This is a genomic window from Agromyces sp. P2_B3, from assembly GCF_056404815.1.
This window is the reverse complement of record NZ_JBFUDH010000008.1, coordinates 107,263-121,979: the sequence shown is the minus strand read 5'-3', so window position 1 is coordinate 121,979 and position 14,717 is coordinate 107,263. Positions and strand designations below refer to the sequence as shown.

General features: G+C 71.2%; 14 protein-coding genes and 1 pseudogene. 5 read left to right on the top strand and 10 right to left on the bottom strand.

From position 1 onward, the window contains the following. The 3 genes and pseudogenes from AC1DZA_RS13685 to AC1DZA_RS13675 all read right to left on the bottom strand — a co-directional run. A pseudogene (locus AC1DZA_RS13685) lies at positions 1-529 on the bottom strand (hypothetical protein); the annotation flags it as partial. Next, complete coding sequence (gene pyrE, locus AC1DZA_RS13680; RefSeq protein ID WP_476763870.1) at positions 529-1,101, bottom strand: orotate phosphoribosyltransferase; 573 nt, start codon at positions 1,099-1,101, stop codon at positions 529-531. The pseudogene AC1DZA_RS13685 and the gene pyrE, both read right to left, overlap by 1 nt. 176 nt (positions 1,102-1,277) lie before the next feature. Next, entirely contained in the window at positions 1,278-1,400 is a 123-nt protein-coding gene (locus tag AC1DZA_RS13675; protein ID WP_268891260.1) for a hypothetical protein, read from the bottom strand. 135 nt (positions 1,401-1,535) lie between these two features. Here AC1DZA_RS13675 and AC1DZA_RS13670 point away from each other — a divergent pair, with 135 nt between their 5' ends. From AC1DZA_RS13670 to AC1DZA_RS13650, 5 genes are all read left to right on the top strand, one after another. Then, positions 1,536-2,492 carry a LysR family transcriptional regulator gene (locus tag AC1DZA_RS13670; RefSeq protein WP_476773152.1) on the top strand — a complete coding sequence of 319 codons (957 nt, stop codon included), beginning with the start codon at positions 1,536-1,538 and terminating at the stop codon, positions 2,490-2,492. Between the two features lie 75 nt (positions 2,493-2,567). Continuing rightward, complete coding sequence (locus AC1DZA_RS13665) at positions 2,568-3,272, top strand: hypothetical protein (protein WP_476773151.1); 705 nt, start codon at positions 2,568-2,570, stop codon at positions 3,270-3,272. 23 nt (positions 3,273-3,295) lie between these two features. Further along, positions 3,296-4,102, top strand: coding sequence for an enoyl-CoA hydratase/isomerase family protein (locus AC1DZA_RS13660; RefSeq protein WP_476773150.1), 807 nt, complete (start codon positions 3,296-3,298; stop codon positions 4,100-4,102). Positions 4,103-4,134: 32 nt separating this feature from the next. Beyond that, positions 4,135-4,614: a CinA family protein gene (locus AC1DZA_RS13655; RefSeq protein WP_476773149.1), complete on the top strand. Its 480-nt coding sequence runs from the start codon at positions 4,135-4,137 to the stop codon at positions 4,612-4,614. A gap of 132 nt (positions 4,615-4,746) precedes the next feature. Then, positions 4,747-6,102 (top strand): hypothetical protein, encoded by a 1,356-nt coding sequence (locus tag AC1DZA_RS13650; protein WP_476773148.1) that lies wholly within the window; start codon positions 4,747-4,749, stop codon positions 6,100-6,102. Between the two features lie 626 nt (positions 6,103-6,728). On the opposite strand, the gene AC1DZA_RS13645 is transcribed toward AC1DZA_RS13650, so the two are convergent. The 7 genes from AC1DZA_RS13645 to AC1DZA_RS13615 all read right to left on the bottom strand — a co-directional run bounded on the left by AC1DZA_RS13645 (position 6,729) and on the right by AC1DZA_RS13615 (position 14,700). Then, on the bottom strand, positions 6,729-8,261 hold the full coding sequence (locus tag AC1DZA_RS13645; RefSeq protein ID WP_476773147.1) for a CoA-acylating methylmalonate-semialdehyde dehydrogenase: 1,533 nt from the start codon (positions 8,259-8,261) through the stop codon (positions 6,729-6,731). A gap of 3 nt (positions 8,262-8,264) precedes the next feature. Further along, positions 8,265-9,593 carry an aminotransferase class III-fold pyridoxal phosphate-dependent enzyme gene (locus tag AC1DZA_RS13640; RefSeq protein WP_476773146.1) on the bottom strand — a complete coding sequence of 443 codons (1,329 nt, stop codon included), beginning with the start codon at positions 9,591-9,593 and terminating at the stop codon, positions 8,265-8,267. Between the two features lie 104 nt (positions 9,594-9,697). Beyond that, on the bottom strand, positions 9,698-10,849 hold the full coding sequence (locus AC1DZA_RS13635; protein WP_309976270.1) for an ABC transporter substrate-binding protein: 1,152 nt from the start codon (positions 10,847-10,849) through the stop codon (positions 9,698-9,700). A 113-nt stretch (positions 10,850-10,962) separates the two neighbouring features. Then, complete coding sequence (locus AC1DZA_RS13630; RefSeq protein ID WP_476773145.1) at positions 10,963-11,835, bottom strand: ABC transporter permease; 873 nt, start codon at positions 11,833-11,835, stop codon at positions 10,963-10,965. Beyond that, entirely contained in the window at positions 11,835-12,686 is an 852-nt protein-coding gene (locus AC1DZA_RS13625) for an ABC transporter ATP-binding protein (RefSeq protein WP_476773144.1), read from the bottom strand. Before AC1DZA_RS13625 ends, AC1DZA_RS13630 begins: the two co-directional genes overlap by 1 nt. Further along, positions 12,683-13,669, bottom strand: a complete 987-nt coding sequence (locus AC1DZA_RS13620; RefSeq protein WP_476773143.1) for an ABC transporter permease — start codon at positions 13,667-13,669, stop codon at positions 12,683-12,685. The genes AC1DZA_RS13625 and AC1DZA_RS13620 overlap by 4 nt, the downstream gene beginning before the upstream one ends. Beyond that, positions 13,666-14,700 carry a TIGR03842 family LLM class F420-dependent oxidoreductase gene (locus AC1DZA_RS13615; RefSeq protein WP_476773142.1) on the bottom strand — a complete coding sequence of 345 codons (1,035 nt, stop codon included), beginning with the start codon at positions 14,698-14,700 and terminating at the stop codon, positions 13,666-13,668. The genes AC1DZA_RS13620 and AC1DZA_RS13615 overlap by 4 nt, the downstream gene beginning before the upstream one ends. Between the last annotated feature and the right edge of the window lie 17 nt (positions 14,701-14,717).

The window sequence follows — 14,717 nt, the reverse complement described above, 5'->3', positions numbered from 1 at the left end:
CCATTGGCCCGGCGGGCGCCACCGGCGCGGCCGGCGCGAACGAGGGTGGCACCGACCCCACCGGCGGCTCGACCGAGGTGAGCGGCGAGGCGGCGGGAGCGGGCGGCAGGTCGGGGCGTCCGACGGTGAACGGCGGATTCCACGACGGATACCCGGCGGTGGGCTCGGCCGGCGCGGGAGCGGCTCCGCCCGGGAACGCCGGCGTCTGGGGAGCGGTGGGCCGGCCCTCGGTCGGCGCGAGCGGCCCTCCGATCACGGGGAGCGCGCGCGTGGCGGCATCCGGAGCAGCAGGCGGCTCGGCGAGCGAGAACCAGTCGAGCACCTCCTCGCGCCTGGGCGCGGACGGCGCTGCGGCGGCGGGCGGCACGGGAGACACTGACGGTGCAACCGGCGCCGACGCGGCATCCGGGATCGCAGGAGAGGTGGGGGGCGGCGCGACGGGCGGCTCCTGACGTGCCGGCGGCTGCCCGTTCGCCAGTTGCGCGAGCAGCCAGTCGGCGTCGTCGTCGTTGCGCCCGTCGCCGTTCATCAGGCCAATCCCAGGTCTTCGAGGCCGATCGCGGCCAGGTAGGGCACTCCGGCCCCTTCGATCACCTCACGTGCACCCGTGGCGCGGTCGACCACGACGGCGACGGCGACGACCTCGGCCCCGACGGCGCGCAGCGCCTCGATCGCCTTGAGCGGCGAGCCGCCGGTGGTCGAGGTGTCCTCGAGCACGATGACGCGCTTGCCGGCCACGTCGGGGCCCTCGACCTGCTTGCCGCGGCCGTGGTCCTTCGGCTCCTTGCGCACGACGAAGGCGTCGTAGGCCAGGCCGCGGGCGGCGCCCTGGTGCAGGATCGACGCGGCGATCGGGTCGGCGCCCATGGTCATGCCGCCCACGGCGGCGACGTCGGGCACCTCGGCGATGAGGTCGAGCATGACCTGCCCGATGAGCGGGGCGACGCGGTGGTCGAGGCTCACCTTGCGCAGGTCGACGTAGTACGACGCCTTCTTGCCGCTGGTCAGGGTGAAGTCGCCGTGGAACACCGCATCGGCCGAGATGTAGTCGATGAGCTGTCGGCGTGCATCGGTGCTGCTGGTCTGGGGGGCGAGGGTCACCCGAATACTCTACGGCCCCGCTGCCTGAGAGGAAGGGGCGGATGCCGCGGGCGGGCCGTGCCTCGGCGTGCGCGCTGCGGCGACCGACGCCGGAGGACGACGAAGGGCCGCTCCGCGGGGTGTCCCTCCCCCGCGCAGCGGCCCTGCTCCCGGACGCGCCGGGATGTCGCGGCGCCCTAGACGGTGCGCGCGAACGTCTCGCGGTGGCGGCGGCCGTAGCCGTCGCGCGAGGAGACGACGATGGAGCCGGCGATGCCGGCGACGGAGATGACACCGAGGATGGCGAGGAGCGTGAACACGTGGGTTCCTTTCGAAAGAAGAGCGGCTCGTCGAGCGACGGATGCGCCGTTGCACGTGTTCGACTCCTTTATTCTCGCGCGCGGGATCATGCAGCACAAGCGCACAATACTTCAACGACGATGTAGGCTGGCTACATGGACGTTCGCCGCCTCGACCTGCTCAGGGAACTCGCCGAACGCGGCAGCGTCACGGCTGTCGCCGAGGCCACCGGGCGCACCCCCTCCGCGGTCTCGCAACAGCTCAAGGTGCTCGAGCGCGAGGCCGGCATGCCGCTCACCGAGCGCAGCGGCCGGGGCCTGGTGCTCACCAGCGCGGGGCACGCGCTCGCCCGCAGCGCGGCCGACGTCGCGATCGCGCTCGAACGGGCTTCCGCCCTCTGGGACGAGTTCCGCAACCACCCGAGCGGCGAGGTCACGCTGCTCACGTTCCCCACGGTCGGCGCGACCCTCCTGCCGAGCGTGCTGAGCGACCTCTCCCAGGTCGCCGGCCTCGTCGTGCGCTGCACGGACCTCGACCCCGAGCTCGCCGAGTTCCCCGACCTGACCGCCGACTACGACATCGTGCTCGCCCACACCATGCCCGGCGTGCTGCCCTGGGGTGGCCGCGGGCTCAAGGCCGTGCCGCTGCTCACCGAGCCGCTCGACGTCGGCCTGCCCGCCGATCATCGGCTCGCCGCCCGCTCCCAGGTCACGCCCGCCGACCTCGTCGACGAGACCTGGCTCGGCGTGCCGCCGGGCTACCCCTTCGAGCGCATCCTGCACGCCATCGAGCAGGAGGGCGGCAAGCGCGTGCAGGTCAGCCAGCGCTTCAGCGACATGCGCATCATGGAGGCGTTCATCGCGGCCGGCCTCGGCATCGCGTTCGTGCCTCGGTTCACCTCGGGCACGGTCTCGTCGGACATCGTGCTGAAGCCCATCCGCGGGGTCGCGTCGGCGCGGCAGATCGTCGCGCTCGTGCGGCCGGATGTCGCGGAGCGCCTCGCCGTGCGCACGGTGCTCGACGTCCTCGTGGCCCGCGCCTCTCGGCTCGAGCAGGCATATGGCCACCCCTCCCGCGGCCGCGGCACTCCCGCCGCAGGAAGCGCGGCCTGACCGCGCCCGGCACCGTCACCGGATTCGGGGACGTCCCTGATGTCCCACGGCTCGCCGTGCGGTATGTTCCGACCCATGTCGAAGCGCCGCGCCGCCGCCCTCGTCCTTTCCCTGGCTGCGATCGGGGTGCTCGCGGCATGCTCGGCCGGGCCGACCGCCGCCTCCTCCTCGCCGGCCGTGACGAGCGCGCCGCCGACCACGCCCGCACCCGAGCCCGAGCCGGTCGCGGCATCCGTCGCCATCTCGGCCGAGGCCATCATGGTGCTCGACGCCGACGGCGCGACCCTCGCGAGCTTCGACTACTTCCAGCCGACCACCGAGGTGGTGGCCGGTCTCACCGAGTACCTCGGGGCGCCTGTCGACAGCCCCAATGCCGGCGGCATGGAGTCGCCTCCCGGCGTCGACCACGAGTGGGGCGGCCTGCGCCTCTACGACACCGACACCCCCGGCACCCCTCCCGAGAACCCCAACCACTACGTCTTCGTCGAGGGGCCGATGGCCGGATCGCTCCCCGTCGCGACCGCGGCCGGCATCGGATCGGCGACCGGCGTGGCCGTCGGCGACGCACCCTCGGAGTTGACGATCGGCGTGGAGACGACTCCGCCCTACACCGACCCCTCCACCGGACGCACCGTGACGGTCTCGCGCGTCGGGATCGTGACACTGCCGCCGAATCCGGCCGACTCCATGGAGCGCAACTTCGGAGTGCTGGTGCTCAGTTACGACGACACCGGAGTCATCGAGCGGCTCTCCGCGCCGAGCGCGAACTTCGGCGTCTGAACGGGCAACTAGACTCCTCGACCATGAGCGATGCGGCCCACGGCGAGGCGATCCTGTTCGAGGTGCGTGACGGGCTCGCCCACATCACGCTCAATCGCCCGTCGCGGCTCAATGCGATGGACCCCGAGGCGATCCACCGGTGGCGGGACATCGCCGTCGAGGTGGCCGAGCGCGACGACGTCGGCGCGGTGCTGTTCGACGCGGTCGGGCGCGCCTTCTGTGCCGGCGGCGACGTGCGCGCGATGTCCGAGCTCGCCGGCACGACGGATGCCCCGGGCCGGACGATCACCGCGCTCGCCGACGTCATCCACGCCGGCCACCGCGCGCTCCGCGAGAGCACCAAGCCGATCGTGGCCGCCGTGCAGGGGCCCGTGGCCGGCGGCGGACTCGGATTCATGCTCGTGGCCGACCTCATCGTGGCGTCCGACCGGGCGACGTTCGCAAGTCGCTACTCCGACGTGGGCCTGACTCCCGACTGCGGCGTGAGCACGCTCCTCCCCGAAGCGATCGGCATGCGCCGAGCCCTCGAGCTCACCCTGACCTCGCGTACGCTCAGTGCCGCCGAAGCGCTCGACTGGGGGCTCGTGACCGAGGTCGTCGCCCCCGAGGAGCTCGCCGACCGCGCCCGCGAGATCGCCGACTCCTGGCTGCGCGGTGCCACCGGCGCGTTCGGGCAGGCCAAGCGGCTCGTGCGTTCAGGACCGTCGCGCTCCTTCCAGGAGGCGCTCGACGACGAGGCGGGCACGATCGGCGCCGCATTCGAGACGCCCGACGCGCAAGCCGCCGTCGCCGCGTTCGCTGCGGGCTCGGGCCGGTCGTCAACCCGCTGACACGCCCCCGGCGCGCGGGTTAGCGTCGAGGCATGCAGGATCCGGCTGACAAGTTCGAAGGTCTGGCGGAGGAGATCGCCCGTCGGGCACAGGCGGCCGGGCTGACGGTCGCCGCGGCGGAGTCGCTCACCACGGGCGCGATCTCGAACGCGCTGGGCGCCGCGCCCGGGGCATCCGCGTGGCTGCGTGGCGGCGTCGTCGCCTACGCGACCGGGGTGAAGCGAGCGCTGCTCGGGGTCACGGCCGAGAAGGTCGCGTCGGCGCAGTGCGCCAGGGAACTCGCGCAGGGCGTGGCACGGGCGCTCGAGGCGGATGCGACGGTCGCCGTGACCGGCGTGGGCGGGCCCGACCCCGACGAGGGCGAGCCGGCCGGCAGCGTCTTCGCAGCCGCGAGCGTGCGCGGTGAGCTCCGCGAGGCGCACTGGCAGTTCGACGGCGATCCCGCCGAGGTCGTGCACCAGACGACGGGGGCGGCGCTGGAGCTGCTCCGCGACGCGCTGCCGCCCGCCTGACTGAGCGGCGCACACCGCCTCCTCGAGCGGCGCACACCGCCTCCCCGCTCGACACGTCGACCACGCGTCCGGAGGACTATTGTGCTCCTGAGGGGTGAGGTGAGCCTCACTCATCTTCAGGGGGTGGTCGGGATGGGGTTCAGGATCTCCACGGCGAAGGTCGACATCACCCCGCCGCCTGGAGCGAACCCGTTCATGGGCGGATACGGCGTCCAGGCCGGACCGCGGCAGGTGGTCAGCGACGAGCCGTATGCACAACCCTTGTTCGCCCGTTGCGTCATCCTGTGGGAGAACGGACACCCGTTCGGACTGGTCTCGCTCGACATCCTCGGCATCCCCCGAGCCGTGCATCTCGCGGTGCGACCTCGTCTCGTCGGCCTCGCCGAGTGGGAATCCTCCGACATCGCCCTGTTCGCCACCCACACCCATAACGGGCCCGTCATCGGCAGAACGCTCGACCCGGTCATCACGTACGACATCGGCACCGCCGAACTCGCGGTCGTCGACGCCTACACGATGTGGCTCCAGGACCGCATCGTCGAGGTCGTCGCCAACGCCCTCTCCAGCGGGCGCACGAAGGTGACCCTCGAATACCGGGTGACCTCCGTGGGGTTCGCATTCAACAGGGTCGGGCTCCCGACCGTCGAGACCGACGTGCCGGTGCTCACCGCCCGCCGCAGCAACGGCAGGCTGCGGGCTGTGTTGTTCAGCTACGGGTGTCACCCCGTCAGTGCGGGATGGCAGCAGCTGTGGGACGGCGATTGGCCGGCCGAGGCCTGTGACGTCGTAGAGGACGAGTCGGGGGCGTTCGCGTTCTTCATCCCGGGTCCGGCGGGAGACCAGGATCCTATCGGCGTCCGCAGCTGGGCGCTGCGCGACGACCACGGCAACACGCTCGGCTACTCGGTGCTCGACGCTGCGGACACCCCGGGGCGCGAACTCGCAGGTCCCATCTCCACCGATCTCAGGGAGGTGACGCTTCCCCTCGATATCACCGACGCACCCGAGAACCTCGCCGTCGTGCGAGCAGCGTTCGTATCGCGGACGCTCAACGCCGCCGGGCTGCCCGCGTGGTACCAGCGCCACGCCGAGGCCATGATCGAGCGCATCGACACCGACGACTACGCGACGAGCGTGCAGAATCCGTCCCAGGTGTGGCGGATCGACGGCGACCCGGGGCTCGACCTCGCATTCGTGGGCGGCGAGCTGGTGAGCGGGTACGCGGCGTACTTCCGACTGCGCCATGGCGGCGTCGATCACCTGCTCATCGGCGGGTACGCCAACGAGACGAACTGCTACGTGCCCGCGAACGATTTTCTGCTGCCGCTCGCACCGTCATGGGGAAGTTACGAGGGCGGATGGGATCCGGACTCCCCCGGCGTCGCGGGGGGAAGCATGACCATCTATCCGCAGATCGCGCACTTCCGTGCTGGCGATGCCGGCGTGGAGACGGCCGTGATCGACGCCCTCGCCGACCAGCTGGGGTGATGGCACGGCGCTTCCGCTCGCACCTCCGACTGCAGTGCGCCGCGACAGTTCCTGCTCGATGAGCCCCGCCTGCGGGGCCTCGGGGCAGCGCAGCGCCGTGGCCTCGAGCACCGACGCCGCTTCGGTCGCCAACCGCTCCGGGCTCAGTCGCACGCAGGCGGCGAGCGTGCGCAGGTACGCCATCGTCGGGTCGGCATCGGGAAGGTCCGCAGAAGCGACGTCGGCTACGGCGCGTTCGTCACCGGTGAGCTGGAAGCCATCGGGGCGGGCGACCGCTGCGTCGCAGGAGTCGATGCGAACGTAGTTCGTCGACGACCACGCCTCCTCCAAGCCGGCGTAGGTCGTGGCGGCGTTGCCGTCCGCAAAGCTGCAGGTGATCAGGAATCGAGGCTCGTCACGGCCGGGACCCGAGGACTCGGACTCGCGCTGCGGCTCCCCCGATGGGGCGGCCGGCGATGGCAGCGGAACCGGCGCCTGGCCGGTGGCGCCGGGAAACCCGCACGCCGTGAGTCCCAGCGCGAGCGCAACGACCACCCATCGGCAGCCTCGCGCTGCCGCACCTGTCCTGAGTTCCCCGCCGGCCGGGGATCGGCGCTCCACCGGCCACCGTTCCGATGCACCGCCCCTCAGTCGTGCTGCGGGAAGCCCAGGTTGAGGCCGCCGTGGCTCGGGTCGAGCCAGCGCGAGGTGATCGCCTTCTCCTGCGTGAAGAAGTCGAAGCCGCGCGGGCCGTAGGCCTTGGCGTCGCCGAACAGCGAGTCCTTCCAGCCGCCGAACGAGTGGTAGGCCACGGGCACAGGGATCGGCACGTTGATGCCGACCATGCCGACGGTCACCTCGCGCTGGAAGCGCCGCGCGGCGCCGCCGTCGTTCGTGAAGATCGCCGTGCCATTGCCATAGCGCGAGCCGTTGATGAGCTCGAGCCCGTCCTCGTACCCATCGACGCGCAGCACCGACAGCACCGGTCCGAAGATCTCGTCGCGGTAGACGGCCGACGAGGTCGGCACCCGGTCGACGAGGGTCGGTCCGAGCCAGAACCCGTCGGGCTCGCCGTCGACGTCGGGGTCGCGTCCATCGACCACCACGCTGGCGCCGTCGGATGCCGCGACGTCGAGGTAGCCCGCGACCTTGTCGCGGTGCTCCCGGGTGATGAGCGGCCCCATGTCGCAGCCGCGGGTGCCGTCGCCGGTCGTGAGCCGCGACATCCGCTCGGCGATCTTCTCGACGAGCTCGTCGGCGATCGAGTCGACCGCGAGCACCGCCGAGATCGCCATGCACCGTTCGCCCGCCGAGCCGAAGCCCGCGTTCACGGCGGCGTCGGCGGCGAGGTCGAGATCGGCGTCGGGCAGCACGAGCATGTGGTTCTTCGCGCCGCCGAGCGCCTGCACGCGCTTGCCGTTGGCGGTGGCCGTCGAGTAGATGTACTGCGCGATCGGCGTGGAGCCCACGAACGAGATCGAGCGCACGGTCGGATGCTCGAGCAGCGCGTCGACGGCGACCTTGTCGCCGTGCACCACGTTGAGCACGCCGTCGGGCAGTCCCGCCTCCTGCATGAGCTGGGCGAGCCACACTGCGGCCGACGGGTCCTTCTCCGACGGCTTCAGCACCACGGTGTTGCCCGTCGCGATCGCGAGGGGGAAGAACCACAGCGGCACCATCGCCGGGAAGTTGAACGGGCTGATGATGCCCACGACGCCGACAGGCTGGCGCAGCGTGTACACGTCGATGCCCGTCGAGACGTTCTCGGAGTACTCGCCCTTGGTGTAGCCCGGCATCGCGCAGGCGAGCTCGACGACCTCGAGTCCGCGCGCGATCTCGCCCGCGGCATCCGACGTCACCTTGCCATGCTCGCTGGTGAGGATCGCCGCGAGTTCGCCGGTGCGCGCGTTCAGCAGCTCGCGGAACGCGAACATCACCTGCTGGCGCTTCGCGATCGACGTGTCGCGCCACCCCGGGAACGCCCGTGCGGCGGCCTGCACCGCGAGGTCGACGTCCTCAGTCGACGCGAAACGCACGCGCTTCTGCTCGACGCCGAGCGCAGGGTTGTAGACGGGCCCGCTGCGGTCGGAGGCACCGGCGACGGATGCCCCGTCGATCCAGTGCTCGATGGTTGCCGTGGCGGCGGTCGACGCCTGGGATTCGGTCAGTGTCTGGCTCATGAGTCAGCCCTCTCCTTCGAGTGCGGTGCTCAGTACCTCATCGTAGATCGGCATCGCCTCGGCGACATCCTCGACCGTGACGACGCACGGGGGCACCACGTGGATGCGGTTGTCCTGGATGAACGGCAGCAGGCCACGCGCCACGAGGCCGGACTTGATCCGGCCCATCGCGGCGGGCGACAGCGGCTCGCGGGTCTCGGGGTCGGCGACGAGCTCGACGGCCCAGAAGACGCCCTCGCCACGCACCTCCCCGATGACGTCGTGGCGTTCGGCGAGCTCGGCGAGCGCGGGCCCGATCTCGGTCTCGCCGATCGCGCGGGCGTTCTCGACGATGCCCTCGGACTCCATCGCGTCGAGCGTGGCCACGATCGAGGCCATGGCGAGCGGATGTCCGGAGTAGGTGAGTCCGCCGGGGAACACCCGGTCGTCGAACGTCGCCGCGATCGGGTCGGAGATGATCACGCCGCCGACCGGGATATAGCCCGAGTTCACGCCCTTCGCGAACGTGATGAGGTCGGGGCGCACGTCGTAGCCGTCGAACGCGAACCAGCGGCCCGTGCGGCCGAAGCCCGCCATCACCTCGTCGAGGATGAGCAGGATGCCGTGCCGGTCGCACAGCTCCCGCACCCCGGCGAGGTAGCCGGGCGGCGGGATCATGATGCCGGCGGTGCCGGGCACCGTCTCGAGCAGCACGGCGGCGATCGACGAGGGCCCCTCGGCCTCGATCATGCGGCGCAGGTGGTGCAGCGCGCGCTCCGACTCCTCCTCGGGTGTCGTCGCCCAGAACTCCGAGCGGTAGAGGTAGGGCCCGAAGAAGTGCACGTGGCCGCGCGCGAACTCGTTGGGGATGCGGCGCCAGTCGCCCGTCGACACGATCGCCGCGCCGGTGTTGCCGTGGTACGACCGGTAGGTCGAGAGGATCTTGTCGCGCCCGGTGTGCAGGCGCGCCATCCGGATCGCGTTCTCGTTCGCGTCGGCGCCGCCGTTCGTGAAGAACACCTTGTGGAACCCCGCGGGCGCCCGGGCGATGATGCGCTTCGCGGCCTGGCCGCGCGCGAGGCTCACGGTCGACGGTGCGATGGTCGTCAGCAGCTCCGCCTGTTCCTTGATCGCCTGCACGACGGCCGGATGCTGGTGGCCGATGTTGACGTTCACGAGCTGGCTCGAGAAGTCGAGGTACTCGCGGCCGGCGTGGTCCCAGACGCGGCATCCCCGCCCGCTGGCGACCACCAGCGACGAGAGCTGCGACTGCGCCGACCACGAGTGGAAGACGTGCTCGCGGTCGAGCGAGCGTGCGAGCTCGTCGAGGTCCTCTACGAGGTTCTCGGTCATGGCTTCGGTGCCTTTCGTTGCGTGCGGTGATGCGGTCGTGAGAGTGATGCCGGCGGATGCCGCGTGGCCGGCCGGGACTCACCGGCCACGCGGCATCCGGCCGACTAGTTGCCGCCCTCCTCGAGGGTGACGTCGATGGGCTCGAAGTTCTCGCCGGTGAGGTCGAGGTCTTCGCCCTCGAGCTCGTCGAGCGCCTTCTGGATCCAGTCGTTCGTGTACGCGGTCGACGGCGGCTCCTCGGTGATGAGGTGCGCGCCCGACTCGTTCACGGCCGCGAGCGCGCCCGCGACCGTCTTGTCCCACGCATCCTGGTTGATGATGCCGATGCCGTCGGGCGAGGGCCAGATGAGCTTGTTCGTCTCGTTGACCATCCACAGCTCGTGGCTGGGACCCCAGCCGGAGCCGGCCGCGATCGTGATGTCCGAGGCCTCCTGCGGGTTCTCGGCCGCGTAGACCCAGCCCTTGATGACGGCCTTCAGGAACTTGACCGTCGTGTCCTGGTAGTCCTCGTCGTCGGCGAGGCGCTCGGTGTCGGCCCAGATGGCGTCCTGGAGCATGGCGCCCTCGGTGTCCTCGTAGCTGATGACGTTGAAGTCCTCGGGCTGGTAGAGCTCGCCCGTGTCGGGGTTCGTCGTCTCGAGGAGCTGTGCGTACTCGTTATAGGTCATCGCCTGCGCCGCGTCAATGTCACCCTGCAGGAAGGCGTTCATGTTGAAGTCCTGCGTGATGATCTGCACGGTCGTGGAGTCGAGGCCCTCGGCGGCCATGGCCGCGAAGATCTCCCACTCGTTGCCGAAGCCCCATGAGCCGATCTTCTTGCCCTCGAAGTCGTCGACGGAGTCGATGCCCGAGTCGGCCATCGACACCTGGAGCGTGCCCGACTTCTGGAAGATCTGCGCGATGTCGGTGAGGTTGGCGCCCTGTTCGATCGAGCCGAGCACCTTCGGCACCCACGCGATGGCGTAGTCGACGTCGCCGTTGGCGAGCGCGTCCTGCGGCACGATGTCGCCGCCGGAGGGGATGATCTCGACGTCCAGGCCCTCCTCCTCGAAGTAGCCCTGGTCGGCGGCGGCGAAGTAGCCGGCGAACTGGCCCTGCGGCAGCCACTGGAGCTGCAGCTTCACCGGGGTGAGGTCACCGCCGTCGGCGCTGTCGGTCTCCCCCGACCCGCCGGATCCGGAGCATGCGGTGAAGGCGAGGGCGGTCGCGAGTGCGAGCCCGCCGATCGTCGCGACGCGACGTCTGCTGTGGTTCATGTCAGTCCTCTCGATGCATTTCGGGTGTTCTCGGTGCGGTGCGGGTGGTGCGGTGGTGCATTCGGTGCGGGTGGTGCGGTTCCCCGGGGCCCTCGGCCCCGGTGGTCTGGGGGTCAGGTGCGTCGTCGCTCCTCGACGGGTCGGCGTTGCAGCAGCCGCTCGAGCGCGAGGGTGGCGAGGTAGAAGAGCAGGCCGAGGGCGATGGATGCCAGGACGTAGGCCCAGGCCCGGGCGTAGGCGCTCGACGCGGCCGACGTCGAGATGAGACCGCCGAGTCCGCCGCGCGGTCCGCCGAAGTACTCGGCGACGAGCGCGGAGATCACGGCGAGCGACGAGGCGATGCGGATGCCGGTGAGGATGAACGGTCGCGCCGTCGGCAGCGTGAGCGTGCGCAGCACCTGGCCCGAGCTCGCCGCGTAGGCCTTCATGAGGTCGCGGTGCACGGGGGCGGTCTGCCGGAACCCGCGCAACGTGTTGATGAACACGGGCACGAACGAGGCGAGGGCGGCGATCGCCTGCCGGCCGAACTGGCTGTCGGCGCCGAACATCGAGTTGAGCACGGGCGCGAGGGCCACGATCGGGATGACCGCGAGCGACGCGACGACCGGCGCGCTCATCTGATCGATCCCGCGCCACCGCGCGGCCAGCGCGGCGAGCAGGATGCCGAGGATCGAGCCGACGACGAGGCCGACGAGCGCGTTCGTGCCCGTGATGAGCATCGCCTGAGCGATCGACGGCCAGTACGCGATGAACTCCTCGATGATCGACGCCGGGCTCGGCAGCAGGTAGTCCGAGACGCCGACCACGCTGACGAGGAACTGCCACGTGCCGAGCACGATGAGCCCGACGGCGATCGGCGCGACGATGCGCAGCGTGTTCTCGGTGCGCGGGCTCCAGCCGTGGGAGCGGGCGCGGGGCGGGCGCCCGGTCGCGCCGCTCGCTGACGGCGGCGCCGGCGAGGCAGCGGATGCGGCGGCGGCGGTCATCAGCGCGTCTCCACCCCGCGCGGCCCGGTGCCGACGGGGGCTCCCCCGTGCAGCGCCTCGCGGACCGCGGTGACCATGTCGAAGAACGCCCGCTCCTCGCGGAGCTCCTCGGTGCGGGCGGCGCGCTTCGCGTCGGCGCCGAGCCGCATCGGCACGATCTCCCGGATGCGTCCGGGACGCGGCGACATGACGACGACGCGATCGGAGAGGAACACCGCCTCCGGGATCGAGTGCGTGACGAAGACGACGGCCGCACCCGTCTCGGCTGAGATGCGCACGAGGTCGGACTGCATCTTCTCGCGCGTCATCTCGTCGAGGGCGCCGAACGGCTCGTCCATGAGCAACAGCCGCGGCTGCTCGGCGAGCGAGCGGGCGATGGCGACGCGCTGCTGCATGCCCCCCGAGAGCTGGTCGGGGTAGCGGTCCGCGAAGTCGGCGAGTCCCACCATGTCGAGCAGGTCGGCGACCCGGGTCGTGCGGGTCCCGGATGCCACACCGTGCAGCTCGAGCGGCAGGGCCACGTTCCCGGCGACCGTGCGCCACGGCAGCAGCCCGGCCGACTGGAACGCGATGCCGTACTCCTGGTCGAGCCGCGCCTGTCGGGCGGTCTTGCCGAACACCGTGAGCGTGCCGGCGGTCGGGTCGTCGAGGTCGGCGATCAGCCGCATGAGCGTCGACTTGCCGCATCCGCTCGGGCCGATGAGCGAGACGAACTCGCCGGCGGCGACCGTGAGGTCGATCGCGTCGAGCGCCTGCACCTGCCCGCTGCGGGTCTCGAACACCTTGTCGACACCGCGCACCTCGACGGCGGCGGTGGTCGCGGGAGTGGACTGCGCCTGGGGGTCGCTCATGCGGCCTCCTCCGTTCGTCGGTAGTTCTTGAGGATCACGCCGAGCAGGGCGATCGAGCCGGCGGCCACGAGGCCGAGCACGATCGCGCCGAAGATGGGCGCCCACGCCTTGGCCGGGTCGCCCGAGGCCTGGCCGGCGAACTGGATGAGGATGCGCCCGATGCCGCCCTGGAGGCCGGTCGACACCTCGGCCACGACCGCGCCGATGACCGCATTGGCCGCGCCGAGGCGCAGCGCCGGCAGGAGGTAGGGCACGGATGCCGGGAACCGCAGCTTCACGAGCGTCGTCCAGTAGCCCGCCGCGTAGGTCTGCATGAGCTCCTCGTGGATGCGGTCGGGCGACTGCAGCCCCTTCAGGGCGCCGATGGCGATGGGGAAGAACGCGAGGTAGCTCGCGATGAGGGCGACGGACATCCAGTCCTGCCACTCGAACGAGCCGATCTCGACGCGCGACCCCCAGCTCTTCACGACGGGCGCGAAGGCGATGAGCGGCACCGTCTGGCTGATGATGATCCACGGCAACAGGCCCCACTCGGCGAGGCGCCACCGCTGCATCACGAGCGCGAGGCCGATGCCCACCACCACGCCGACGAGCCAGCCCACCGCCGCGATGCCGAGCGTGGTGAGCGCCGACAACGCGATCACGGCCCAGAGCACCTGCGCCGACGGCGAGCGCGTGACCGGCTCGCCGAGTCGGCCGATCATGTCCCACACGTGCGGCATCGCGAGGTCGGTGGTGCGCGGCAGCACGCGGGTGGTGCCGAGCACCACGCCGTCGGCCGGGCCGAGCAGCTTGTACGCCTCCCAGACGAGCACGACGGCGAGGATGCCGGCGAGCCCCCAGCCCCACCGGGCGAGCTCACGACGGCCACGCCCGGCACGGCCGGAACGGCCGCCCTGGCCAGGCGAGCGGATGCCGCGGTCGGGCGCCGCGCCCGCGGCATCCGTCGCCGCGGTCGTCTCGCGCACGCCGGCCTCCGTCATGCCTTCGCCGTGATGTGCTCGGAGAGCGCCGGGATCACGGTCTCGCCGTAGACCCGCAGCGTCTCCTCCTTGTTGTCGTGCTGGAGGTAGCCGGCGAACTGGTCGACGCCGAGGTCGGCGAGCGCCTTGAGCTTCGCGATGTGCTCGTCGGCGGTGCCGAGCACGCAGAACCGGTCGACGATCTCGTCGGGCACGAACGACGTGTGCGTGTTGCCGGCACGGCCGTGCTCGTTGTAGTCGTAGCCCTCGCGGCCCTTGATGTAGTCGGTCAGCGCCTGCGGCACGGCACCGGCGCCCGACCCGTCGGAGCCGGTGCCGTACTTCGCGACGATGTCGGCGACGTGGTTGCCGACCATGCCGCCGAACCACCGGCACTGGTCGCGCATGTGCTCCTGGTCATCGCCGATGTACATCGGGGCGGCCACGCAGAACTTCACCGACATCGGGTCGCGGCCCACCGCCTCGGCGGCGTCGCGCACGTGCTGGATCATCCACGCGGCGATGTCGAGGTCGGCGAGCTGCAGGATGAACCCGTCACCCACCTCGCCCGCGAGCGTCAGCGCCATCGGGCCGTAGGCCGCGACCCACACCTCGAGCTCCGAGCCGCGCGACCACGGGAACTGCAGCTGCGAGCCCTTGTACTCCACCGGCCGCGAGTTCGCGAGCTCCCGGATCACGTGGATCGACTCGCGCAGCTCCTTCAGCGTGGTGGGCTTGCCGTTCGTCACGCGTACGGCCGAGTCTCCGCGGCCGATGCCGCAGATCGTGCGGTTGCCGTACATCTCGTTGAGCGTCGCGAAGATCGACGCCGTGACGGTCCAGTCACGGGTCGCCGGGTTGGTGACGAAGGGGCCCACCTTGATGCGGTGCGTCTCGGCGAGGATCTGGCTGTAGATGACGTACGGCTCCTGCCACAGCAGGTGCGAGTCGAACGTCCACGCGGTGCTGAAGCCGTACTGCTCGGCGAGCTTCGCGAGGTGCACGGTGCGCGATGCCGGGGGGTTCGTCTGGAGGACGACACCGAAGTCCATGGGGTGCTCCGCTCGGT

Excerpts from the sequence above, each read along its gene's own strand:
- AC1DZA_RS13670 (WP_476773152.1), top strand. The coding sequence starts at position 1,536 with ATGGACGTTCGCCGCCTCGACCTGCTCAGGGAACTCGCCGAACGCGGC.
- AC1DZA_RS13665 (WP_476773151.1), top strand. The coding sequence starts at position 2,568 with ATGTCGAAGCGCCGCGCCGCCGCCCTCGTCCTTTCCCTGGCTGCGATC.
- AC1DZA_RS13660 (WP_476773150.1), top strand. The coding sequence starts at position 3,296 with ATGAGCGATGCGGCCCACGGCGAGGCGATCCTGTTCGAGGTGCGTGAC.
- AC1DZA_RS13655 (WP_476773149.1), top strand. The coding sequence starts at position 4,135 with ATGCAGGATCCGGCTGACAAGTTCGAAGGTCTGGCGGAGGAGATCGCC.
- AC1DZA_RS13650 (WP_476773148.1), top strand. The coding sequence starts at position 4,747 with ATGGGGTTCAGGATCTCCACGGCGAAGGTCGACATCACCCCGCCGCCT.
- AC1DZA_RS13645 (WP_476773147.1), bottom strand. The coding sequence starts at position 8,261 with ATGAGCCAGACACTGACCGAATCCCAGGCGTCGACCGCCGCCACGGCA.
- AC1DZA_RS13640 (WP_476773146.1), bottom strand. The coding sequence starts at position 9,593 with ATGACCGAGAACCTCGTAGAGGACCTCGACGAGCTCGCACGCTCGCTC.
- AC1DZA_RS13635 (WP_309976270.1), bottom strand. The coding sequence starts at position 10,849 with ATGAACCACAGCAGACGTCGCGTCGCGACGATCGGCGGGCTCGCACTC.
- AC1DZA_RS13630 (WP_476773145.1), bottom strand. The coding sequence starts at position 11,835 with ATGACCGCCGCCGCCGCATCCGCTGCCTCGCCGGCGCCGCCGTCAGCG.
- AC1DZA_RS13625 (WP_476773144.1), bottom strand. The coding sequence starts at position 12,686 with ATGAGCGACCCCCAGGCGCAGTCCACTCCCGCGACCACCGCCGCCGTC.
- AC1DZA_RS13620 (WP_476773143.1), bottom strand. The coding sequence starts at position 13,669 with ATGACGGAGGCCGGCGTGCGCGAGACGACCGCGGCGACGGATGCCGCG.
- AC1DZA_RS13615 (WP_476773142.1), bottom strand. The coding sequence starts at position 14,700 with ATGGACTTCGGTGTCGTCCTCCAGACGAACCCCCCGGCATCGCGCACC.